The organism is Hyphomonas jannaschiana VP2, from assembly GCF_000685215.1.
Classification (GTDB): domain Bacteria; phylum Pseudomonadota; class Alphaproteobacteria; order Caulobacterales; family Hyphomonadaceae; genus Hyphomonas; species Hyphomonas jannaschiana.
Map to the genome: position 1 here is coordinate 16897 of NZ_ARYJ01000004.1, position 23332 is coordinate 40228.

Sequence of the window (23332 nt, forward strand, 5' to 3'; positions counted from 1 at the left end):
AGCCCTGATAAATTAGCCAGGACGGCCCTTGGCGGGGCCCTCTGGCGTGGCCAGGATCTGACCCCGCCCAGGCCGTCCTCTTATGTGCACCCGGTAGGTACCGGGAAACCATTGCGTTCCTAAATAGTGGGGAACGTTAAATGTCCCAGAGGACGACTTGGAAATGGCAGACGACGGCAGCCCGATGAATGGTTCGCGCAGCAAGGGCAATTCGGCCCTTCTGGACACAGCCTTCCTGTATGGCGGCTCGGCCCAGTGGATCGAGCAGATGCAGGCGGCCTATGCGAAAAACCCCAGCTCTGTTCCTGAGAGCTGGCGGGCCTTCTTCGCCGATCTTGGCGACGACACATCGAGCGCCGAGCGCAATGCCGAAGGCGCGACCTGGAAGCGCAGCGACTGGCCCCGGCCGGCGCTGGACGAACAGGTTGCCGCCTTTGACGGCAACTGGGCGCTGCTTGAGCCGAAGCTGGAAAAGAAGATCAAGGGCGCCCGGCCGGCGGCGTCCGAGGAAGACGTCCACCGCGCGGTGAAGGATTCGATCCACGCGATCATGATGATCCGTGCGTATCGTATGCGCGGCCACCTTGCCGCCCAGCTCGACCCGCTGCGCCTCGACAATCCCGGCGACCAGCCGGAACTCGACCCGGCCACCTATGGCTTCGGCGACGGGGACATGGACCGCAAGATCTTCATCGACGGCTATCTCGGCCTCGAGACGGCGACGATCCCGGAAATGCTGGAGATCCTGCAGCGGACTTACTGCTCCACGATCGGGATCGAGTTCATGCACATTTCCGATCCGGAGGAGAAATCCTGGCTGCAGGAACGGATCGAAGGCCCGGACAAGGGGGTTGCCTTCACCAATGAAGGCAAGAAGGCGATCCTGGCCAAGCTGATCGAAGCGGAGACGTTCGAACGCTTCCTGCACAAGCGCTATCCGGGTACCAAGCGTTTCGGCCTTGATGGCGGCGAAGCCGCCGTGCCGGCGCTGGAACAGATCATCAAGCGCGGCGGCGCGCTCGGCGTGAAGGAAATCGTGGTCGGCATGCCGCACCGCGGACGCCTCAACATGCTGGCGGCCGTGATGGGCAAGCCCTACGAGCAGATCTTCCACGAATTTCAGGGCGGCAACACGCAAGGCGCCGATGCGTTCGGCTCCGGCGACGTGAAATACCACCTCGGCGCCTCGTCAGACCGTGAGTTCGACGGCAACAAGGTGCACCTGTCGATGAACGCCAACCCGTCTCACCTTGAGGCGGTGGATCCGGTCGTGCTTGGCAAGTCCCGCTCCAAGCAGGAAATGGCGCACCGTGAGACCGGCAAGCTCGACCGTTCGATCGTCCTGCCGCTGCTGCTGCATGGCGACGCTGCCTTTGCAGGGCAGGGGGTTGTGTCGGAGTGTTTCGCGCTCTCCGGCCTGCAGGGCTATCGCACCGGCGGCACGATCCACTTCATCGTGAACAACCAGATCGGCTTCACGACCAGCCCGATGTATTCGCGCTCGTCTCCGTACCCGTCGGATGTGGCGCTGATGGTTCAGGCGCCGATCTTCCACGTCAATGGCGACGATCCGGAAGCGGTGACCTATGCCGCCAAGGTGGCGACCGAATACCGGCAGAAGTTCCACAAGGACGTCGTCATCGACATGTTCTGCTACCGGCGCTTCGGGCACAATGAGGGCGACGAGCCCATGTTCACCCAGCCGGTGATGTACAAGAAGATCAAGAACCACGTCTCGACGCGTGAGATCTACGCCAAGCGCCTGGTCGACGAAGGCCTTCTGACGGCGGAACAGGTCGAGCAGCAGGTCGCTGACTTCGAATCCTATCTCGACCGCGAGTTCGAGGCCGGCAAGGCCTTCAAGGCGAAAAAGGCTGACTGGCTGGACGGCGAATGGAAAGGCCTCGGGCTTCCGCATGATGACGAACGCCGCGGCAAGACGGGCGTTGCCAAGAAACGCCTGCAGGCGCTCGGCCAGTCCATTACCACGGTGCCGGAAGGTGTGGACATCCACCGCACGCTGGCGCGCGTCATCGAGAACCGTGCCCAGACGATTTCGAAGGGGCAGGGGCTCGACTGGGCAACCGCCGAACACCTCGCCTTCGCGACGCTGGTGGATGAGGGCTTCCCGGTGCGCCTGTCCGGCCAGGACTGCGGCCGCGGCACCTTCTCCCAGCGTCACAGCCACATTGTCGACCAGACGACCGGCGAGAAATACACGCCGCTGAACAATATCCGCGAAGGCCAGGCCCAGTATGAAGTCATCGACTCGCTGCTCTCCGAAGAGGCGGTGCTCGGGTACGAATACGGCTATTCACTGGCCGACCCAAACACGCTGACCCTGTGGGAAGCCCAGTTCGGTGACTTCTCCAACGGGGCGCAGGTCTTCTTCGACCAGTTCATTTCCTCGGCAGAGCGCAAATGGCTGCGGATGAGCGGCCTGACCATCCTGCTGCCGCATGGCTATGAAGGTCAGGGGCCGGAACACTCCTCCGCACGCCTCGAACGCTTCCTGCAGATGTGCGCCGAAGACAACTGGCAGGTCTGCAACCTGACGACGCCGGCGAACTATTTCCATGCCCTGCGCCGCCAGATCCATCGTGATTTCCGCAAGCCGCTGATCATCATGACGCCGAAATCGCTTCTGCGTCACAAGCTGGCGACGTCTTCGCTGGACGATATGGGCTCCAAGACCAGCTTCCACCGCGTCCTCTGGGACGATGCGGAGACCGAAGGCCGCGAAGGCAAGGTCAAGCTGGTGAAGGACAACAAGATCCGCCGCGTCGTGCTCTGTTCGGGCAAGGTTTATTACGACCTGTTCGAGAAGCGCGAAGAACTGGGCATCGACGATGTCTATCTGATGCGGATCGAGCAGTTCTATCCGGTGCCGCGCAAATCCATGATGAAGGAAATGTCCCGCTTCAAGCAGGCTGAATTCGTCTGGTGCCAGGAAGAGCCGCGCAATATGGGCGGCTGGACGTTCATCCGTGACGAGATCGAATGGTGTGCCGGGCAGATCGGCGCGAAAATTCCGCGTCCGCGCTATGCCGGCCGTGCCCCTTCGGCGGCGACGGCTACCGGTCTTCTGTCGAAGCACAATGCCGAGCAGAACGCCCTCGTCATGACAGCCCTGTCAACCGATCCGGTCGATGACCGCATCGTTTCGCCCTGACTTTCAGAAACATAATAACCCATACGGATCATCACATGACCGACATTACTGTTCCCACACTCGGCGAAAGCATCACCGAGGCCACGGTTGGCCAGTGGCTGAAAGCCGAGGGCGACGCCGTGAAGAAAGACGACGTGCTCGTCGAGCTTGAAACCGACAAGGTCTCCGTCGAAGTTTCCGCCACCGAAGACGGTGTGCTTGGTGCCATCACTGCCCAGCCGGGCGACACGGTTGAAATCGGCGCCGTGCTTGGCCGCATCGATGGCGGGGCAGGCGGTGCGAAGCCGGCTGAGGCTGCGCCTGCCAAGCAGGAGGCCAAGGAAGAGTCAAAGCCTGCTGCTGCGCCTGCCGCTTCCGGCGGCGAGACGACCGACATCGTCGTGCCGGTGATGGGCGAGAGCGTCGCTGAGGGCACGCTCTCCACCTTCCTCAAGAAGCCGGGCGAAGCGGTGAAGAAAGACGAGACCATCGCCGAAATCGAGACCGACAAGGTCGCGCTGGAAGTGCCGGCCCCCGCCGACGGCGTGATTGCCGAATGGACCGTCGCCGAGGGCACATCCGTGACGCCGGGTTCGGTCATCGGCCGCGTCAGCGCGTCTGCCGGCGCCGCTGCTGCGCCTGCCGCCTCTGCGCCCGCACCGAAAGCTGCGGCTCCGGAGGCTGCTTCGGGCGACCGGCCGGTCGCTCCGTCGGTCCGCCGTATCTCGGCAGAGGCCGGTGTCGATCCGCAGAATATTCCGGGGACTGGCCGTGACGGCCGCGCAACGAAGGCTGATGCCATGGCTTATGTGAATGCACCGAAGGCGCCTGCTGCCGCTGCCGCCGCACCGAGCGCGCCGCGTGAAACCGGCCCGCGGGAAGAGCGTGTGCGGATGACCCGTCTGCGCCAGACCATCGCGCGCCGCCTCAAAGAGGCTCAGGACACGGCCGCCATGCTGACGACGTTCAATGACGTCGACATGGGCGCCATCATGGACCTGCGGAAGAAGCACCAGGAGGCGTTTGTCGCCAAGCACGGCATCAAGCTCGGCTTCATGAGCTTCTTCGTGAAGGCGTGTGTGAATGCGCTGAAAGAGGTTCCGGCGGTCAATGCCGAGATCGATGGCCAGGACATCATCTACAAGAACTACTATGACATCGGCGTTGCCGTGGGCACTGAAAAGGGCCTCGTCGTGCCGGTTGTGCGCGACTCTGACGATATGTCCCTCGCAGGCATCGAGAAGGCGATCGCCAATCTTGGCAAGAAGGCCCGCGACGGCGAGCTGACCATCGGCGACATGCAGGGCGGCACCTTCACCATTTCGAACGGCGGCATCTATGGCTCGCTGATGTCGACGCCGATCCTCAACCCGCCGCAGTCCGGCGTGCTGGGCATGCACCGGATCGAACAGCGCCCGGTTGTCGTGAATGGCGAGATCAAGATCCGTCCGATGATGTATCTCGCGCTGTCCTATGACCACCGCATCGTCGACGGCAAGGAAGCGGTGACCTTCCTCGTCCGCGTCAAGGAAGCGCTGGAAGACCCGGAGCGGATGCTGCTGGAAGTCTAGACCTTCGCGGTCATCCAGCCACGGATCAGCCCGGCCTGCAGGCACTGCACCGGCCGGGCGAATCCCGCGTTTTCCAGCATCCCTTCCACTTCGGAAGGTCCGTGCACGGCGAAGTCCTGCCCGAAGGTATTGGCATAATGCGCACGGCCCTCGGCCGTCATGCCGGTGAGCGCCGTCATATTCAGCCAGGTCTCCAGCAGGCGCGGGAAGCCTGTGTCTGAACGGTCCGCGCAGAGGTCAGCATTGAACAGCGGTGCACCGGGAACGAGACGCCCTGCAATGGAGCGGAAATAGGCCGTGCGCCCTGCCGCATCGGTCAGGAAGTGCGAGACGAGCAGGCTGGTCGCGCCGTCGAAGCCGGTCTCGTCCACATCTTCGACATAACCGATATGGAAGCTGCAACGGCTGGCGAAGCCTTCGGTCTCGGCATGTGTGCGGGCAACGTCCAGCATCGGGCCGGACGGATCGATCAGGGCAAAGCGCATTTCCGGGAAAACCGCAGCCAGTGTGCGAACTTCCGCACCCGTACCGGCCCCGGCTATCAGAATGCGGGCATCGGCTGGTAGTCTGGCAAATTCTGCCCGGGCGACCAGATGCATCATATCCCGGATCGCGCTCATCTGTGCAAAACGGTCATCATAGGTTGGGGCCTGGTCGGCATTGAAAGCGGCCATCACCGGCCGGGTGGGGGGTGTCATACAGAACTCCAGATAAGTAATATTATAACAACTTATCTGCTTCCGCCGTTGGGGCAAGTCCTGATCGCCTGTGCAGAGCGGCTTCACGATAGATTGAGCGGTCCTGATTGTGCGGACCCTTGCATTGCGTACCGTGCGCCACAGCTTAAGCTGCACCAAAACGCAGGAAGGAACGCCATGACCGATCCCACTTACACGCCGCCGAAAGTCTGGACCTGGGACAAGGCCAGCGGCGGCCGCTTCGCCAATATCAACCGTCCCATCGCCGGGCCGACGCATGAGAAGGAGCTGCCGGTCGGCAAGCATCCGTTCCAGCTCTATTCCCTCGGCACGCCGAATGGCGTGAAGGTCACCATCATGTTCGAGGAGCTGCTGGAGGCCGGCCACAAGGACGCTGAATATGACGCCTGGCTGATCAATATCGGGGAAGGGGACCAGTTCGGTTCCGGCTTTGTCGACATCAACCCGAACTCAAAGATCCCCGCGCTGATGGACCATTCCACCAATCCGCCGACGCGGTTGTTCGAATCCGGTTCCATGCTGATTTACCTTGCCGAGAAGTTTGGCGCTTTCCTGCCAAAGGATCACAATAAACGCGCCGAGACGATCAACTGGCTGATGTGGCAGATGGGCTCGGCACCCTTCCTCGGCGGCGGTTTCGGCCATTTCTATGCCTATGCGCCGGAGAAATACGAATACCCGATCAACCGCTACGCCATGGAAGTGAAGCGCCAGCTGGACGTGCTGGACCGCAATCTCAAGGACCGTGAGTATATGGCCGGTGACGAGTACACGATCGCCGACATGGCGATCTGGCCCTGGTATGGCGCGCTGGTGACCGGAGCGGTGTATGACGCGGGCGAATTCCTGCAGGTTCAGGAATACACCAACGTCATCCGCTGGATGAAGCAGGTCGGGGCAAGACCTGCCGTGCGCCGCGGCCAGATGGTGAACCGCACGTTCGGCAAACCGGAAAGCCAGCTGCGCGAGCGTCACGACGCCAGCGACTTCGACACGAAGACTCAGGACAAGCTGGAAGCAGAAAAGGCGGGTGAATGAGCCTGTTCGGACTGTTCGGGAAGAAACAGCCCGCATTTGACCCCGCTGAAGGCGATCCGAACGTCGCGCCCGGCCTTGGCTTCATCGAAGCCGGGGACGGGGCGGCGCTCGGCGCGCTTTATGTGGACCTGCCACCGGCGGACCGTGTCCATTTCATCGACGGGGTTGGCCTCCTGACAGAGATCGCCGCGCCGCTGCCGCCCCTGGGTGCGCATCCGGCCATGCCCGCCATTCAAGGCGGACTTTGCTATATCTGGGCCCATCGCCTGCGCGGCTATGCAACGGCGGACCGGACCAGCGATGGCCAGGTGATGGACATGGCGGAAATGGCTTTCCACGCGCAGGACCTGCTGGCCGAGGCGGCCAGGCAGACGCCCGGCGACAGCGCGCTGCACGCCTTCCGCATCCGCGCCATGATGCTGACCGGCGGGGAAGAGGACGCATTCGATGCGATCTGTGCCGACCTCAAGGCGACAGGGGAGGCGAACCTCCTCGCGGAAATGGCCCGCCTGAACTTTCTGACCACGAAGTGGGGTGGCAGCCATGAGCAGATGTACGGCGTCGCCGATGCAGCCGCTGCCAATCCGCCGAACGCGGCTTTTCTGGCGCTGTCGGCGCGGGCGTGGATTGAGGAATGGCTCTATGAAACCGCCATGAATGATGACGCGGAGGAAAAAGCCGCATTCCGGGCGCGCCGGGATTCGGATGACTTCCGGGCCGGGATTGCCGCGCTGGACGACCGCTTCCATGCGCTGCTGGCAGGCCTGCCGGCGCCGAGCCGGGTAGAGCGCCAGGTCGCCCATAACAATTTCGCCATGCTGTTTCATCTGAATGCCGACAAGGCGCGGCTGAAACCGCATCTCGAAGCCATTGGCAGCGCGCCGATGAGCATGCCCTGGGGGTATGTTTTTGGCGAAAACGTACCGAAGGGGCTGAACAAGTTGCGCAAGGCGGCTGGTCTGCCGCAACTCTGACCCTGCTGCTGCGGCACAGCACCTCGTTCCTTGCGCCGCGGCGGCCGCCCATATAGGGCAGGACGATCAGTTCTGAGAGGCCGTATGACGACCTATACTTCCGACCCGCGCCGGCACACCGCCGAGACTGCAGAGACGATGACCGATGTCCGCTACGAAGTTGACCGGATCGACCGGCTCCTGGTGGAGATCCTGGCCGAACGCCAGTCCTTCATGGACGCAGCGGCCCGGATCAAGGGCGACCGCAACATCGTGCATGACCGCGCCCGGATTGAGGATGTGGTGGCGAAGGTGAAAGCGGCCTGTGAAGCAGCCGGCCTGTCGCCAGCCATCGCAGAGCCTGTCTGGCGGACGCTGATCGACCGCTGCATCGCCTATGAATTCGAGAGCTACGACGCTCTGAGCGCGCCCTTGCCCGCCAGTTCGTGAGCGGCTTTCGCCACTTCTTCCATCGTGGCACTCAGGCAATCGCGCACGTCTCCCAGCAGGACGGCAGCCGCCGTGACGCTCGGCGGCGTTTCTGAACGCCCGGCCTTTTCGGCAAGCTCGCAATAGCTGGCAAGGCGCAGGGCCCCCAGCGACAGGCAGGCGCCTTTCAGCGTGTGGGCCGCATCCGCCCATTGTTTTGGCTCGGCTTTCGGGTCCATCAGGCGCATCCAGAGCCCGGTCTGCTCCCGGAAAATGTCGATGACTTCAAGGGCGAGGCTGGTGTCGCCACCGGTCATGGATTTGAGATGGTCGCGGTCGAGCAGGGCAAGCGTGGAAGACATTTTTGGAATCTCCGGCAATTGCAGAGACTCTTACACACGCCGCTTTGTAGCCAGGTTAACGGGACCGAAATACCGCGATTTATCGTTTGTCGGTGAAACGTTTTCGCGTTATAGAGCGCGCAAGAGGGGCGATGCTGCCCCCGCTATCCGAAAATCTGACGTCATGGGGGCCGTTGTGGCTATCATCATCCTGATCCGAAATCTTGTCATCGCCGGTGTCCTGGCCTGGCTCGGAATCGAGTTCGCCCCGGATGACAATTCAGACAGATCCGAGCCCGGCCCTCAAAGCGCCTTGATTCTCGGCCATTCTCTTAAATAAGTTCTGTCGCCAGGCCCGCTGCTGTTAAGCATTCCGGTCTCGCGCCGGACGCTATGACGCGGTATAAGGGTGGTATGAGCGAAAATCCCGAAGCTCGGCCCTCTGGCCGGGATTTGCTGGCCAGGCAAGAGGCCTCGGAATATTTCGAGCTGGCACAGTCAGGTGGCAGCTGGATGGTCGTGGGCGGATTCGTCGCCGCGTCCATGTGGATCGGTGCGGCCGCCGGTGTGATCCTCGGCTACTACGGCGTCCCGGCGCTGATGGCGCTCAATCCCTTCATTCTGGCAGGTGGCGCGATGGGCATCGCCGTGCCGGCGCTGCTTCTGGTCATGGCCGGCTATATGGGGCGCACCAACCGCCGGGCGAGCGCGGCCAATGCGCTCGTCATGTCGGCGGCGACCCGCCTGATGGCGCCTGCACGCGAGGCCGGCACAGAGGGCATCACCTTTGCCGAACAGATGAAACAGGCCGCTGCCGAGATCGACCATGCCATGGCGCATGCCCTGACAGCGATGAAGGCCATGTCCGGCGAGATCGGCGATGAGCGCATGCGCCTCGAATCCGTTGCCTATGCCAGCGCCGACAATGCGCGCGACCTGACCGAGCGCCTGTCTTCCGAACGCCAGGCACTGGAAGGCCTCGCCCGGGATTTGCGCAGCCAGCTCCATGAAATGAACGATGCGATCCCGCGCCAGGCCGAGGCCATGGTGGCGGCGGCCCGCGCGGCGACGGCGGAAATCGGCCAAGCCGACGAGACGCTGGACAATCAGCTTGAAGCCATGCGCTCCGCCAGCGAGGCGCTTGCGGCCCGTCTGGCCGACCTCGACAATCTCGCCCGCGAAGCCGGGGCGCGTACAGAAACGCTGACCTTCGCCATCAGCCGGATCGAGGAAAAGCTGGATCAGTCCCGCCGTACCGTCGACACGGCCGTGCGGGCAGGGGAGATCGCTGCGGCCGCCGCCATGACGACGGGCGATGCGCTGAAAGATGCCGTCTCGTCCGCTATCGAAGGTGCCCGGCAGGCCAATCACGAGATCAACCAGTCCACCCGCGCGGCCGCCGAGGAGGCGGCTCAGGCGCTCGCCCGGCTGCGTCAGGCAGGGCAGGAAACCGCAGCCTCGCTGCGCAGCACCGAATTTGCCGCCCGGGCCGAAGTCGCCAGGATCGAGCGCGCGGCCATGATTGAAGGCCAGAAGCCGAAACCGCCCGCAGGCGATCCGCCTCCCGTGATCCAGCCGGCGGCTGCGGCCGACCCTGTTCAGGAAAAGCCGGCCCCGGCGCCCACCGTCACCCCGCCGCCGCGCGCCGCCGAACCGGCTGCGCCGCCGCGTTCCGGGCATGTGAATGGTAAAGGCCACACAAATGGTCATTCGCTGACCAATGGGCACTCCCTGAAGGATGACGCCCCGAAACGCCCCATGCCGCCACGCCGGGCAACAGACCCGGACGAGGACCTGTTCGATGCGGCAGCTGACATTCTCGCCTCGGCAGACCGCTACGGCAAAGAAGAGAAGACGCCTGAAATGCGGCCAGAGATTGGGCCAGACATTGGGTCTGAGGCCGCGCCCGAGAACAAGACTGAACCGGAATCCGGCGGCTCGCCGCTGGAACTCGGCAAATCGGTCGATCCGAAAGACCTGGGTCCTGTCACGCTGCGGCGCCGTTTCGACGATGTGAAAGACGAGCCGGCCTTGCCGCCGCATCCCCTGCGGCGCGCCACGGACTTCCCGCAGGCCGAGGCTGGTGCGGGCATGGAAACCGCGTCAGCACCGGCCAGTGAGCCGCCACCATCGGTCGTCACGCCGCCTGCCTCAAAGGCGGAGCAGGGAGGCGAAATGGGCTGGCGGGACATCATTTCCGATATGAGCCGGGACGATCCGCTGCCGCGCGACCGTGAGGAAGTGGCCGACCGGCTGATCGCGCGCCTGCAGTCCTCCGGCATTCAGCTGCCGGAAACCTTCAAGCCGAAGATGAAGCGCAAGATCGCCGAAGCCGCCCGGAAGGGCGAACAGCAGCGCAAGGCGGCGATCCTCGAGCAGGCGAGCCGTCAGGTGGAGCGCGTGACCCAGCGCCTGCGCAATGACGACGATCTTCGCACGCTGGCGGAAAGCTTCATCGAGATGGAGCAGGACGATGCGCTGAACGCGCTGGAGCAGACGCAGCGGACCAGCCGCAATGCGAGCCCGCGTCTTGCGGCTTACCTCCTGCTCGACGCAGCGCTCTAGATCAGACGCCGACGACTTCCGTCTCGGCGGCTTCTGCCTTGATCCATTTGATGAATTCGCGCACGTCCGGGCTGAGGTGACGGCCTTTCGGCCAGACCAGCCAGTAGCCGAAATCGATACTGGTTGACCCGTCTGCAAACGGTGCGACGAGGCGGCCTGAGGCGAGGTCGGAGGCGGCGATGGCCTGTTTGGCGAGCGCCACGCCGCGGCCTGCAGCAGCCGCTTCGATGACAAGAATGGCCTGGTTGAAACGTGGGCCGCGGCTGGCATCGACGCCCTCTACCTTGCGGGCGCGCAGCCAGCTGGCCCAGTCCGGGCAGGAAGGGTCGACTTCGGTGCTCTCGTCGTGGAGCAGCGTGTGGTTCTTCAGGTCTTCCGGCCGGCGGATGGCGTCCGGGCCTTCCAGCATGGCAGGCGAGCAGACCGGAAGCACTGTTTCATCAAGCAATTTTTCCGATTTCAGCCCGTCATAGCTGCCCCGGCCATAGCGGATGGCGAAGTCTGCGTCGGCGGTCGTGAAGTCCGTCAGGCCTGTGTCGGCGCTGATCCAGGCCTCGGTGCCGCTGTGGAGCTGGTGGAATTTGTCGAGGCGGGGGGCGAGCCATTTGGCGGCGAAGCTGGGCGCACATGAGACCATGACACGGCCTTTGCGGGCGGGCGATTGCATGATGCGGCCAGCTTCAGAAATTCTCTCAAACGCTTCACGCACCAGCGGCAGGCTGGCTTGCGCGGCATCTGTGAGCAAAACTGAACGTCCGGTCCGCTTGAAAAGGGGCGTTCCGGCATAGTCTTCCAGCTGGCGGATCTGCTGTGAGATCGCGCCCGGGGTCACATTTAGTTCATCTGCTGCCTGTGTGAATGACAGGCGCCGGGCGGCTGCTTCGAAGGCGCGCAGGGCGTTCAGCGGGGGCAAACGGTCAGTCGGTTCGGCCATAAATAGTTTCTCTAAAGCATCGCTGTAGGGGTTGCCAGTTGTGTCTCTCCCGTCAAGAGCCATTTTGGCAGCGTGTTGATCAGCTTTGCTAAATAGGGGCTCTGTGCCCATGCGCCAGTTTCCAGCGTTTTTTAATTTGTCCGGCCAGCGGGTCGTCATCGTCGGCAGCGGCGAGGAAGCCCTGCGCAAGCTGCGTCTGTTCGTGTCTGCAGGGGCCTTGCCCGTGATCATATCGGATCATACCGGACCAGCGCATGAGCATGAGGCCGCTTCGAAGGCGATCTCCATGACCATGGATGACCTGCCCGCCGCGCTCGAAACCGCCCGTCTCGCCATCGTCGCCGAGGACAATCCGGACGCCATCGCCGCCATCCGCTCCGCCCGTGTGCCGCTGAACGTGGTCGACCGGCCGGAGCTTTGCGATTTCACTGTGCCGTCCATCCTGGACCGGGGCGACTTGGTCGCTGCGATCGGTTCCAACGGGACGGCGCCGGTGCTTGCGAAATCCATCCGCACCAAGCTTGAGGCGCTGCTGCCCGCGCGCGTCGGAGACCTTGCCGCGCTCGCCGGGCGCCTGCGCGAGACGGTGAAGGCGGCGCTGCCGGACTTTTCCGCCCGCCGCAAATTCTGGGAGCGCACGCTCACGGGCCGCGCGGCAGAGCTCGCCTATGCCGGAGACCTGACCGGCGCCGAAGCCGCGATGCGCGCGGAACTCGCCGCACCGTCGGAAGAGGGCGTCGTGCACATTGTCGGTGCCGGCCCGGGCGACCCGGAACTCCTCACACTCAAAGCCCTTCGCCTGATCCAGGAAGCGGACGTGGTTTACTACGACCGGCTCGTCTCGGATGGGATTCTCTCCCTCATCCGCCGCGATGCAGACCGCATTTCCGTGGGCAAGGCGAAGGGCAACCATTCCGTCCCGCAAGACCAGATCCATGAACTGCTGATCGCGTCCGCCCGCGAAGGCAAGCGCGTCGTGCGCCTGAAGGGCGGGGACCCGTTCATCTTCGGCCGGGGCGGGGAAGAGCTGGACGCGGTCGAGGCCGCAGGCATTTCCGCTTTTGTCGTGCCGGGGATTTCCTCCGCTCTCGGATGTGCGGCAAGCGCCGGCATCCCGCTGACCCACCGCGACCATGCGCAGGCCGTCACCTTCGTGACGGGCCATGCGAAAGCCGGCGGCGTGCCGGATCTCGACTGGGCCTCGCTCGCCAAGCGCGGGCAGACCGTCAGCGTCTATATGGGCGTCGGCACATCGGCCGCGATTGCCGAGAAACTGATCGAAGCCGGCCGCGCGCCGCAAACGCCGGTCGCCGTGATCGAGAATGGCACACGGGAAAATGAAGTCCGCGCCTATGGCATGCTGGAAGAACTGCCCCAGCTGATCGAGGCGCATGGCATCAAGGGCCCGGCGCTGCTGATCATCGGCGAAGTGGCTGGCCTCCGTGCAGGGCCTGTTGCCGCAAGTGTTTCCATTGAAGCCTCCATTCCTACTCAAAAGGTTGTCTCCGCATGACGTCCGTCCGCCCGAAACTGAAGCCCGAAACGCCAAAGGCCGTGACGGCCTGGGAAACCGCTACCGGCAAATGCGTCTGGATGACGGAAGTCGGCACATGGTCTGACGATGTTGCGAAGGCCGCCGCCTTCACCGGTGAGATTGCCGAAGCACGCCTCGCCGAAGCCTTCAAACAGGAAGGCAAGGTGACGGATCCGTATTTCATGGAAGTCACGGAAACCGGCGGCATCACCGGGCGCGAGACGATCCGTGAAACCATTCGCGCGACTGGCCCCACCGTGGCCTATGGAGAGGGCGCCTGATGCCAACCCGTGAGATCACCCGCCTGACGCTTTATGGCGACTCGATTTCCGGCAACTGCCAGAAGCCGAAATGGACCGCTGACCTGCTCGGCATTCCCTTCGACTGGGTTGAGGTCGACATCCTGAAAGGTGGTACACAGACGGAAGACTTCCTGGCCGTGAACCCGGTCGGACAGGTGCCTGTCGCCCGCTGGCCGGACGGGCGCACGCTCGCCCAGTCGAATGCCATCATGCTCTACCTTGCCGAAGAGGCGGGAAGCGACCTGATCCCAGAGGACAGCTTCCGCCGGGCGCAGATGATGAGCTGGCTGTTCTGGGAACAGTATTCGCACGAAACGGCCATCGCGGTGCGCCGGTTCCACAAACACTATCTGAAGAAATCCGAAGATGAGATCGACCCGAACCTGATGGCCAAGGGCCGCCGGGCCCTCGGCGTGATGGAGATGCAGCTGACCTTCACCGACTGGATTGTTGGTGATCAGATGACACTCGCTGACATCGCCCTCGTCGCCTACACGCGCCTGGCGCATGAAGGCGGATTTGATCTGACAGAATTCCCTGCGGTCGAGCGCTGGGTCAGCCGCACCGAAGCGGCGCTCGGCATCCCGCACGCAAGAGAGGTTGCAGCGTAATGTATCGGTATGACGAATTCGATGCCCGGATCGTGAAAGACCGGGTGGAACAGTTCCGCGGGCAGGTGACCCGGCGTCTCTCCGGCGAATTGCTGGAGGACGAGTTCAAGCCGCTGCGCCTGCAGAACGGCGTGTACCTTCAGCTACACGCCTACATGCTGCGCGTGGCCATTCCCTATGGCCAGTTGAACGGGGCGAAACTTCGCCGCCTGGCGGAAGTTTCCACCAAATATGACCGCGGCTATGGCCATTTCACGACGCGCCAGAACATCCAGTATAACTGGGTGGCGCTGAAGGACATTCCGGATGCGCTGAACGACCTCGCTGAGGTGGAGATGCACGCCATCCAGACCTCCGGCAACTGTATCCGCAACGTGACCAGCGACCATTTTGCGGGCGCCGCTGCTGACGAGGTGATGGACCCGCGCCCCTGGTGCGAGATCATCCGCCAGTGGAGCACGTTCCATCCGGAATTCGCTTTCCTCCCGCGAAAATTCAAATTCGCGGTGACGGCAGCAGCCCATGACCGGGCCGCAATTGCCGTGCATGACATTGGCCTGCGTATCGTGAAGCGCGGCGAGGATGTCGGCTTTGAAGTCTATGCCGGCGGAGGGCAGGGGCGGACGCCGCTGCTGGCCGCGCTGGTCAACGACTTTGTTCCGGAGGCGGAGCTTCTCGATTATGTCGAGGCCATCATGCGCGTCTACAACCGCTATGGCCGCCGGGACAACAAGTACAAGGCGCGGATCAAGATTCTCGTGCAGGAGCTTGGTCCGGAAGAGTTCACGCGCCAGGTGGAAGCCGAATATGCGGCCCAGCGTCGCCATGAAAAGATCGACCTGCCGCAGGCCGAGATCGACCGCATTCATGCCTATTTTGCGCCGCCGGCCTATGATGCCGAAGACGGCACGGAAGCGTTCGAGGCCGCCAAGGCGGCCGAGCCGGACTTTGCCCAGTGGGCGGAGGTGAACCTCCATCCGCACAAGCAGGCGGGCCATGCCTCCGTCACGGTCAGCCTGAAGCCGATCGGCGGGGCAGCGGGCGATGCGACCGACCGGCAGATGGCGCTGGTTGCAGACCTCGCCGAGCGCTACGCCTATGACGATATTCGCGTCTCTCACGCGCAGAACCTCGTCCTGCCGCATGTGCCGGTGAAGCACCTCTATGCGATCTGGCAGGCGCTGGATGCGGCGGGGCTCGCCACGCCGAACGAAAGCCTGATCACCGACCTGATCGTCTGCCCGGGCCTCGACTACTGCAACCTCGCCAATGCGCGTTCCATCCCGATCGGGCAGGCGGTGCAGGAAGTCTTCGCGGATCCGAAATACCAGCGCGAGATCGGGCGGCTGCACATCAACATTTCCGGCTGCATCAATGCTTGCGGCCATCACCATGTCGGCCATATCGGCATTCTCGGCGTCGACCGGAAAGGCGAGGAGTTCTACCAGATCAGCCTCGGCGGCCGGGCGGACGAAAAAGCCGCCATCGGCGCCATCGCCGGGCCTGCCCTGAAGGGGGAGGACGTGCCGGGCGCCGTGAAGCGGATCGTCGACACCTATATGGCGCTGCGCACCTCGCCCGATGAGCTGTTCATCGACACGCTGGAGCGCGCCGGCGCAGAACCGTTCAAGGAGGCCCTCTATGCCGCTGCTTAAGGATGGTGCAGAGATTGAGAATATCTGGCTGTTTCTCGATCAGGATAGTGAAGCTGAGCTAAAGCCTGACCAGGCTGTGACCCTGCCACTGGCCCGGTTCCTGGAACAGGCGGAAAGCTTGGCCGGGCGCAATGCGCCGGTGGGTGTACGCCTCGTTCCGGAGGATGATCCGACGCTTCTGGAGCCATTTCTTGAATGGATTCAATTGGTTGAGGTCTCGTTCCCCAAATATACCGATGGCCGGGGCTACTCCCAGGCCCAGCTCCTGCGCCGCCGTCATGGGTATCAGGGCGAGCTGCGTGCGGTGGGACACGTGCTGCGCGATCAGATTTTCTACATGAACCGTTCAGGCTTCGACGCTTACGAGACGGCCCGCGCTGACCTACCTAGTGTTCTGGAAGCCCTGAACGAATTCCGGGACACCTACCAGCCCGCCGCCGATGGCCGGGTTTCGGTGTTCCACGCAAGACACGGAAGCTGAGCCCATGCCCTATGGCGATATTTCTCTCCGCCAGAAAGAGGACACCCAGACCCGCCTGGCCCGCCTGAATGGCGAGCTGCGCGAGGCGTCGGCCCAGACCATTCTGCGCGTCGCCATGGTGCGCGAATGGCCGGAGCAGCTGACCTATGTGTCGAGCTTCGGGGCAGAGAGCATCGCCATGCTGTCGCTGATCGCCGAAGTGGACCCGAGCCTGCCGGTCATCTTCCTGGATACGGGCATGCACTTCCCGCAGACGCTGGACTATCGCGACGAGGTGATCGAGCGCCTTGGCCTGACCGGTGTGCGGTCCATCCCGCCGAGCGAGACCGAGCGCAAGATCCTCGATCCGGACAACAAGCTCTGGAAGTCGGACTCCGATGCCTGCTGCGCCCTGCGCAAGGTGCGTCCGCTGGAGCCGGCGCTGGAAGGCTTCAATGCCTGGATCACCGGCCGCAAGCGCTTCCATGGCGGCGAGCGGATGAAACTGCCGGTCTTCGAATTCGCGAACGGCCGCTACAAGGTGAACCCGATGGCTGGCTGGACGGCCGACGACGTCGACCTGTTCATGAAGCAGCGCAACCTGCCGCGCCATCCGCTGGTCGACCAGGGCTATCCGTCCATTGGCTGCTGGCCGTGCACGCGCCCGGCATCGGACCCGATGGACCCGCGTTCCGGCCGCTGGGCGGGCCAGAACAAGACCGAGTGCGGTCTCCATCTCGACAAGGCGGAACGTCCGCGCGTATTCTGAGGCTCTCTCGGGGCGGCTCTTTCACACCAGGGGGTCCCCCATTCGCCCTTCCCGGCACAATCGGGGAGGGCGTTTTCTTGATGGGCCTTAGCCTTGTTTTTCCCCAAATACGTGTGCCAGCGCGATCGCGCCGGCGGTGGCGACATTGATGCTGTCGAAGCCTGCAGACATGGGGATGCGCACAGGCTCCGCCGCCGCGATCAGCGCATCGGGCAGGCCCGGCCCCTCGGCGCCGAGCAGGATGGCGAGCTTGTCAGGCACGGGCAGGGATTGCATCGGCTGGGCCTCCGCCCGGGGCGTCATCGCCCACACGGTATAGCCCGCGTTTAAGACAGCATTTACCATGTCCAAGCCCGTCCCGCCGTGGGCATAGGGCAGGAAGAGGCTCGCCCCGGACGAGACGCGTATGGCTTTCCGGTAGAGCGGATCGCAGCAGCGCTCATCCAGCAGCAAGCCGCCCGCACCAAAGGCCGCGGCATTACGGAAACAGGCGCCGGTATTGTCGTGGTTGGAAATGTCGGAGAGCAGGAGGAGCGGGCCTGAACGGGGCTTATCCTCCGAAATAAATTCGCCTGGAAGGGGAATATCGCCCTTCAGGCCGCAGGCCAGAACGCCCCGGTGCATGGGGAAGCCGGCCACCTGGTCCATGATGTCCTGCGGGGCGGTGTAGACCGGTACATCGGCAGGTACTTTTGCCAGCAGGTCTGCCAGAGGCGCCAGCCGGGACTCGGCCAGGAACAGGCTCTCTACAGCGAAGCGGGAGCGCGTCAGCAGCGTCTCCAGCGTCACCTTGCCCTCGACGATAAAGCGCCCGCCATGGCCGGAGGTCAGGTCCTTCTCACGGATGGACGTATAGGCGGCGAGGCGCGGATCGGCAGGGTCTGTGACGGGGATCAGGTGCATGAGCGATCCCATGCCCCGTTCCGGGGCTGCAATCAACGATGCCTGACGTCCGGCAACCCTTGATAAAATTCCGCAACCTGCTTCTGGTAGGAATCCTGACCAGTCTGGATCCGTTCAAGGGGGAAACATGACAGACGCGCCGCAACAACAGCCATCTTATGCCATCGCAGAGAAACCGAAGAAGGGGATCCCCCTCTGGGTCTTTGGCCTGATTGCGCTGGCTTTCATCGGGCTTGGCACGTGCATTTTCAATGGCGTCAAACTGTTCGGCGCCATTGGCGAGCGCAGCGAAGCCAGTGTCGAAGTGAGCAAGGCTTTCCTGACAGATGGCATGCCAGCGGCAGACGATCCCATCTATTCGCGCCGGATGGATCTCACGCAGGAGAAGGTGGACAACATCAATCGCTTCTTCGCGCAGTTTGGGCCTGTGTCAGAGTATTCGGTTCCAAACTGCAATATGAAAACGTCAGCCAATACGGACGCGGCCAAGTCCGGCACTTTTGCGATCTGCGTGCTCCAGATACAGGCGGAGCATTCGCCCGGCACGGTGACGGTAACCTGGGTAAGGGAAGACGAGGTGTGGAAGCTCGGCGGGTTCTACGTCAATTTCCACGACAATTCCGTCCTGATGGATAAGGCCGAAAAGCTGGATGCGCTGGAAGCTGCTGGTGAGGCTGAGGTCGAGCCTGTTGAGGCAGAGCCTTCCGCAGACTGAGAAAAAGGCACAGCCCATAAGAACAGCCCATAAGAACGGGCCAAAAAGAACGGGCATGGGAAGACCCCATGCCCGTTCCGTCTGCTGCGATCAATCGCTTGGGGTTTACGATCAGTCGAGCAGATCAATGATGGCGTTGGCGACGAGGCCGGTGGTGACCTCCATCAGGTAGGCATCCTGATCGACCACGACCCAGCGATAGCCCGGAGGGGCCGGTTCCAGGTCATAGCGGCGCCAGTCCTCGAAATAGTGGCCGGTGCGGTAGTCTACCGGCAGGTATTCGCCTTTTTTCCACATTTTCTTGGCGTGGCCCGGCGGGATCTTGCCCTGTTTGGCAAGGCCCGGCGGCAGGTCACCCGGGCGGGCGTGCGGCGGGTCGGCATGGGCCATCAGGCCTGCGCCTAACGCAGCGGCGAGGGCTGTGGTTGCAAGTCTGAGCTTCATGTCAAACCTCCTTTCAGGTCTTGTCGCATTAACGGCTGGTGGCGCCGGCCGGTTCCCGGAAATCGGCAGGAAAGCGGCGGGGCAACGCAATATGTTGTTTACATAGAGTATTGCGGTAGGAATAAGGCATAGGGGAAAGCGGAAGGGGAGCGCCGCGCATGACGAAAACGCATCTGGCGAGCCGTATTGCGGTCACCCTCCTGTTCACTTTGCTCTACCTCGCCTTTCTCACGGAGACGGGCGCTTTGCTGGCGGAGTTCGGGCCGTCGGGTCTGGCGCTGCGGCTGGCCTCTCTCGACTCGCAGAATTTCATCTTTTTCCCGGTCGCGGGCCTGCTGGCGCTTGTCGCCTTCTGGCAGCCGGCCGTGCTGCTGGTCGATGCCATGTGGCGCGGCCAGCTGAAATATGGGCGGATCGTGCTGGGTGGCAGCCTGCTTGTGGCCTTGATCGGCGCCTGGCTGATCTCCGATGCGTTTGAGTCCTCAGGGGCCCGGTCGGTCTTCGAGATTTCGCCGAGAGCCCTTGCTGCAGATCAGGGCGTACCCGGAACAGATGGCGCGCCGCCGCTGGCGCCGGTGAAGGAAGTGCTGGCGCGGATGCGTATCCTGTCGGGCGTCGATCGCGGCCTTGGCGAATACCAGGCCCAGTGCGACCAGGAATGGCTGCGCTATTCCGTGGCGGCCGATGCGGCGCTGCTGTGCTTTCCGGCAGGCGAGCGCATGTCGATACGCGACTGCTGCACGGCCAAGGCGGACTTCCGCCAGCGTCTCAACATGCTGGCGGCGAAGACCCCGTCAAAGACGGCTGCCGTGCATGCCTGGGTGATGCCGGTGAAAGTGTTCTTCCTGCTGCTCCTGCTCGGCATCGGCATTCTGCTGGTCCAGTACCGCAAGGGGCTGGAGCGGCTGCACGGGGCGACGCCGTCGGGCATTTCCTTTGGTCTCGCCCTCGGCGGGTCGGTAATGCTGATCTGGCCGCTGCTGAACGCCGCCTATCTGCAGACCATGGCGCTGCTGACCGGGGCAGGCTCGGCCAGCGCCTATACGGTGGTCGCGCCGCTCGTGGCGCTGGGTTTTGGGGTGTGGACGCTGCTGCTCGTCTTCTTCCATCTGCGCTCCTATCCCAGCCAGATCGAATATGCCGCCAAGATCGGCGGTTTCGTCGTCGCGGCGGTGGGGGTGTTCCGCTATGAGGAAATCACGAACTATCTCGCCCGCACGCTGGGCATCGGCGGCGGGCTGGTCGCGATTATCGTGTTTGCGGTGGCCGTGGGCGCACTCATCCTCTCCGTCGTGCTGGGCATCGACCCGACGGACATTCTGGAGGATGAGGATGTGGAAGAAGCGGTGAAAAGCGTGGTGGAGACCGCCGGCGGGGATTAAGCTCCCGCCGGCAGGCCTTGTTCCTTGGCCATGCGTTTCATGGCCTTTTGCAGTTTCTCGAAAGCGCGGACCTCGATCTGGCGGATGCGCTCGCGGGAGACATTGTATTCTTCCGACAGCTCCTCCAGAGTTTTCGGGTCGTCCGTCAGGCGGCGCTCGGTCAGGATGTGGCGTTCGCGCTCGTTCAGGTCTTCCATCGCCGCGGAGAGGAGGGTCATCCGGGCATCGAATTCCTGCTGGTTGGCGAATTCCTCGGCCTGGCCCGGCTCGTCATCGGCCAGCCAGTCCTGCCATTCCATGTCGCCATCGGTGCCCATCGGCACGTTCAGCGAGGCATCCGAGCCGGACATGCGCCCGTTCATCGAATAGACTTCGCTTTCCGAGACGTTGAGCTTCTCGGCGATCAGCTTGGCCTGTTCCGGCTTCAGGTCGCCTTCCTCCAGCGCCTGCATCTCGCCCTTCAGGCGGCGCAGGTTGAAGAACAGCTTCTTCTGGGCGGCCGTCGTGCCGAGCTTAACGAGGCTCCACGAGCGCAGGATGTATTCCTGGATCGCGGCGCGGATCCACCACATGGCATAGGTGGCCAGGCGGAAGCCCTTGTCCGGGTCGAATTTCTTCACGGCCTGCATCAGGCCGACATTGCCCTCGGAGATCACTTCGGCCATCGGCAGGCCATAGCCGCGATAGCCCATGGCGATCTTGGCCACGAGACGCAGGTGGCTCGTCACCATCTTCTCGGCGGCTTCGGTGTCTTCCTGCTCGCGCCAGCGCCGGGCCAGCATGAACTCTTCGTTCTTCTCGAGCATCGGGAATTTGCGAATTTCGGTGAGATAACGGCTAAGGCCCTGTTCCGGGCTGAGCGTCATGCTCGTGCTGGCAGAAATCTTGTTTGCCATATCTAAAATCCTCCTTCCGGAACCTATCCCGCGAAACCGGCAATGGTTCCAATTTGGAATGTCCGGACCTGTTTAGCCCCGTCTGGCGGCGGCGTCTTGTACCGGAATGCGCATGAGTTTCATCGCGCTCGGGTATAGATAGGAATTGCGGCCTTCTTAGGGAAGGGGCGGGGCCAAGGGGATTTTTGGGGAATTTCGGGCAAAAAAAGCCCCGCGCCTGGAGAGAGGAGGCGCGGGGTGAAGGTCAGGAACGGGGGTCTATCCTGTTATTCGGCCGGTACGGGGGCCGGCTTCTCGTTGAGGCGGTCGAGGGCGGCGGTGAGGGCGTCGCGGCGCTTGCCGAAACGTTTGTCCTCGCTGCCCGGAACCTGGTCGACGGCGAAGCGGTGGAGGACGGCTTCGACCTCCTCGCTCATGCCGGTGAAGTAGACATCCTTGCCGGCATCATGCGCGTCTTCGATGATCGTCTCGACCGCACGGACGGCGGAGACGTCGATGAAGGGCACGCGGGCAAAGTCCAGCACGATGATCTCGACCTTGTCGCCCGCCTTGCTGCGGACATGGTGGCCAAGGTCAGCCGCTGCGCCGAAGCTGAGCGGGCCGCCGAAGTCGAACAGCATCACGCGGCCGCCGCAGCGGGAGAGAAGGGTCACTTCCTCTTCGCTGGACTGGGGCGGGGCATCGTGCTGCACGGAGGCGATCTGGTCGTCGGCCAGCTTCTTGATGAAGGCGAGCGCGGCGAGGATCACACCCACAGCCACAGCCGTGATCAGGTCAACGAAGACCGTCAGGCCAAGGACGAGCACCATCAGCGCCAGGTCCCAGCGCGGGCCTTTGTGCGCACGCTTGATGTAGGACATGTCGATCGTGTCGAAGCCGACTTTTACAAGGATACCGGCCAGAACGGCGTGCGGGATCTGCGAGGCCAGCGGGCCGAGGCTGAGCACGATGGCCAGCAGCACCATCGCGTGCGTCATGCCGGAGATCTTGGTACGGCCGCCGGAGCGGATGTTGATCACCGTCCGCATGGTTGCACCGGCACCCGGGATGGCGCCGAACATGCCGGCGATCGTGTTACCGATACCCTGGCCGATCAGCTCCTTGTCGGAGTCGTGACGCGTACGGGTCATGTTGTCGGCAACGAGGGATGTCAGCAGGCTGTCGATGGAGCCGAGGACTGCCAGGATGAAGGCGGCCTCAAGCACCACGAGGGCCGTATCCGTGCTGAAGCTCGGCAGGACGAACTCCGGCAGGCCGGTCGGGATGTCGCCAAGGACAGGCGCGCCCGGAATGAAGAGGCTGACCAGCGTACCGATCACCAGCGCCGCGAGGGGGCCGGGGACATAGGCGGCGAACTTCTTCGGCCAGGTGAAGACGATGACGAGGGTCATCGCGGCAATACCGACAGCGATCAGGTTCGGGTCCATCACGGCGCCCGGAACGGCGGTGAAGGCCGGGATCGTGCCGCCGCCATCCGGCTCGTGGCCGAACAGGCGGGAGAGCTGAAGCGCGATGATGATGACGCCGATGCCGCTCATGAAGCCGGAAATCACCGGATAGGGCACCAGTTTCACATACTGGCCGAATTTCAGCACACCGAAGCCGATCTGCAGGATACCGGCCAGCACGACGGCCGCGAAGACCAGCGTCGGGTTGCCGCCAAGTGCCGCATAAAGACCGGCGAAGACGACGACCATCGGGCCGGTCGGTCCGGAGACCTGAGAGCCGGTGCCGCCGAAAAGGGCCGCGAAGAAGCCAACGAAGATCGCGCCCCAGAGGCCGGCAATCGGGCCGGCGCCTGAGGCTTCACCGAAGGCGAGGGCGAGCGGCAGGGCGACGATGCCGGCGGTCAGGCCGCCGAACAGGTCGCCTCTCATGTTCGAGAGGTCAAAGAATGGGCTGCGCCCGCCGGGCGCAGCTGTCTGGGAAGAAGACATATGTCTGGATCCGTTCTGTCAGG

At 63.3% G+C, this 23332-nt stretch carries 21 protein-coding genes; 14 read left to right on the plus strand and 7 right to left on the minus strand.

Annotated elements, in window-relative coordinates; genetic code table 11:
• Positions 1–163: 163 nt before the first annotated feature.
• Both HJA_RS06675 and odhB read left to right on the plus strand, forming a co-directional pair.
• Positions 164–3172: a 2-oxoglutarate dehydrogenase E1 component gene (locus tag HJA_RS06675; protein ID WP_035579944.1), complete on the plus strand. Its 3009-nt coding sequence runs from the start codon at positions 164–166 to the stop codon at positions 3170–3172.
• A gap of 35 nt (positions 3173–3207) precedes the next feature.
• Positions 3208–4722: a 2-oxoglutarate dehydrogenase complex dihydrolipoyllysine-residue succinyltransferase gene (gene odhB / locus HJA_RS06680; protein WP_051597452.1), complete on the plus strand. Its 1515-nt coding sequence runs from the start codon at positions 3208–3210 to the stop codon at positions 4720–4722.
• Here the strand turns inward: odhB and HJA_RS06685 are convergent.
• Positions 4719–5420 carry a class I SAM-dependent methyltransferase gene (locus HJA_RS06685; protein ID WP_051597453.1) on the minus strand — a complete coding sequence of 234 codons (702 nt, stop codon included), beginning with the start codon at positions 5418–5420 and terminating at the stop codon, positions 4719–4721. The genes odhB and HJA_RS06685 overlap by 4 nt on opposite strands.
• A gap of 177 nt (positions 5421–5597) precedes the next feature.
• Between HJA_RS06685 and yghU the strand changes: the two genes are divergently transcribed.
• From yghU to HJA_RS06700, 3 genes are all read left to right on the plus strand, one after another.
• The gene (gene yghU, locus HJA_RS06690; RefSeq protein WP_035579947.1) at positions 5598–6479 is read left to right on the plus strand and encodes a glutathione-dependent disulfide-bond oxidoreductase; all 882 of its coding nucleotides are present in this window, start codon (positions 5598–5600) and stop codon (positions 6477–6479) included.
• Positions 6476–7453: a hypothetical protein gene (locus HJA_RS06695; protein ID WP_035579950.1), complete on the plus strand. Its 978-nt coding sequence runs from the start codon at positions 6476–6478 to the stop codon at positions 7451–7453. Before yghU ends, HJA_RS06695 begins: the two co-directional genes overlap by 4 nt.
• An 84-nt stretch (positions 7454–7537) precedes the next feature.
• Positions 7538–7882 carry a chorismate mutase gene (locus tag HJA_RS06700; protein ID WP_051597454.1) on the plus strand — a complete coding sequence of 115 codons (345 nt, stop codon included), beginning with the start codon at positions 7538–7540 and terminating at the stop codon, positions 7880–7882.
• On the opposite strand, the gene HJA_RS06705 is transcribed toward HJA_RS06700, so the two are convergent.
• Positions 7843–8223 carry an Hpt domain-containing protein gene (locus HJA_RS06705; RefSeq protein ID WP_035579958.1) on the minus strand — a complete coding sequence of 127 codons (381 nt, stop codon included), beginning with the start codon at positions 8221–8223 and terminating at the stop codon, positions 7843–7845. The genes HJA_RS06700 and HJA_RS06705 overlap by 40 nt on opposite strands.
• Before the next feature lie 393 nt (positions 8224–8616).
• Here HJA_RS06705 and HJA_RS06710 point away from each other — a divergent pair, with 393 nt between their 5' ends.
• Positions 8617–10767, plus strand: coding sequence for a hypothetical protein (locus HJA_RS06710; RefSeq protein ID WP_035579961.1), 2151 nt, complete (start codon positions 8617–8619; stop codon positions 10765–10767).
• Position 10768: 1 nt separating this feature from the next.
• Here HJA_RS06710 and gcvA read toward each other — a convergent pair whose 3' ends face one another.
• A complete protein-coding gene (gene gcvA, locus HJA_RS06715; protein ID WP_035579966.1) occupies positions 10769–11701 on the minus strand; it encodes a transcriptional regulator GcvA in 933 nt (310 codons plus the stop codon).
• A 109-nt stretch (positions 11702–11810) separates the two neighbouring features.
• Between gcvA and cysG the strand changes: the two genes are divergently transcribed.
• From cysG to HJA_RS06745, 6 genes are read left to right on the plus strand one after another with little or no spacing between them, the layout of a single operon-like run.
• On the plus strand, positions 11811–13214 hold the full coding sequence (gene cysG, locus HJA_RS06720) for a siroheme synthase CysG (protein WP_035579971.1): 1404 nt from the start codon (positions 11811–11813) through the stop codon (positions 13212–13214).
• Positions 13211–13516 carry a DUF2849 domain-containing protein gene (locus HJA_RS06725; RefSeq protein WP_035579974.1) on the plus strand — a complete coding sequence of 102 codons (306 nt, stop codon included), beginning with the start codon at positions 13211–13213 and terminating at the stop codon, positions 13514–13516. Before cysG ends, HJA_RS06725 begins: the two co-directional genes overlap by 4 nt.
• Positions 13516–14148 (plus strand): glutathione S-transferase family protein, encoded by a 633-nt coding sequence (locus tag HJA_RS06730; RefSeq protein ID WP_155839885.1) that lies wholly within the window; start codon positions 13516–13518, stop codon positions 14146–14148. Before HJA_RS06725 ends, HJA_RS06730 begins: the two co-directional genes overlap by 1 nt.
• Positions 14148–15803: a nitrite/sulfite reductase gene (locus HJA_RS06735; protein ID WP_035579977.1), complete on the plus strand. Its 1656-nt coding sequence runs from the start codon at positions 14148–14150 to the stop codon at positions 15801–15803. Before HJA_RS06730 ends, HJA_RS06735 begins: the two co-directional genes overlap by 1 nt.
• Positions 15790–16284: a DUF934 domain-containing protein gene (locus tag HJA_RS06740; protein WP_035579980.1), complete on the plus strand. Its 495-nt coding sequence runs from the start codon at positions 15790–15792 to the stop codon at positions 16282–16284. Before HJA_RS06735 ends, HJA_RS06740 begins: the two co-directional genes overlap by 14 nt.
• Positions 16285–16288: 4 nt before the next feature.
• Positions 16289–17032 (plus strand): phosphoadenylyl-sulfate reductase, encoded by a 744-nt coding sequence (locus HJA_RS06745; RefSeq protein ID WP_035579983.1) that lies wholly within the window; start codon positions 16289–16291, stop codon positions 17030–17032.
• Between the two features lie 87 nt (positions 17033–17119).
• Here the strand turns inward: HJA_RS06745 and HJA_RS06750 are convergent, their stop codons facing one another.
• Positions 17120–17947, minus strand: a complete 828-nt coding sequence (locus HJA_RS06750; protein ID WP_241764310.1) for a TrmH family RNA methyltransferase — start codon at positions 17945–17947, stop codon at positions 17120–17122.
• A 115-nt stretch (positions 17948–18062) separates the two neighbouring features.
• On the opposite strand from HJA_RS06750, the gene HJA_RS06755 reads away from it, so the two are divergent.
• A complete protein-coding gene (locus tag HJA_RS06755) occupies positions 18063–18650 on the plus strand; it encodes a hypothetical protein (protein ID WP_035579985.1) in 588 nt (195 codons plus the stop codon).
• A gap of 111 nt (positions 18651–18761) precedes the next feature.
• Here the strand turns inward: HJA_RS06755 and HJA_RS17930 are convergent, their stop codons facing one another.
• Positions 18762–19094, minus strand: a complete 333-nt coding sequence (locus HJA_RS17930) for an RcnB family protein (RefSeq protein WP_051597455.1) — start codon at positions 19092–19094, stop codon at positions 18762–18764.
• Between the two features lie 158 nt (positions 19095–19252).
• On the opposite strand from HJA_RS17930, the gene HJA_RS06765 reads away from it, so the two are divergent.
• A complete protein-coding gene (locus HJA_RS06765; RefSeq protein ID WP_035579987.1) occupies positions 19253–20476 on the plus strand; it encodes a hypothetical protein in 1224 nt (407 codons plus the stop codon).
• Here HJA_RS06765 and rpoH read toward each other — a convergent pair.
• Both rpoH and HJA_RS06775 read right to left on the minus strand, forming a co-directional pair.
• Positions 20473–21372, minus strand: a complete 900-nt coding sequence (gene rpoH / locus HJA_RS06770; protein ID WP_035579990.1) for an RNA polymerase sigma factor RpoH — start codon at positions 21370–21372, stop codon at positions 20473–20475. The genes HJA_RS06765 and rpoH overlap by 4 nt on opposite strands.
• 266 nt (positions 21373–21638) lie before the next feature.
• A complete protein-coding gene (locus tag HJA_RS06775; RefSeq protein WP_051597456.1) occupies positions 21639–23309 on the minus strand; it encodes a SulP family inorganic anion transporter in 1671 nt (556 codons plus the stop codon).
• Positions 23310–23332: the final 23 nt, after the last annotated feature.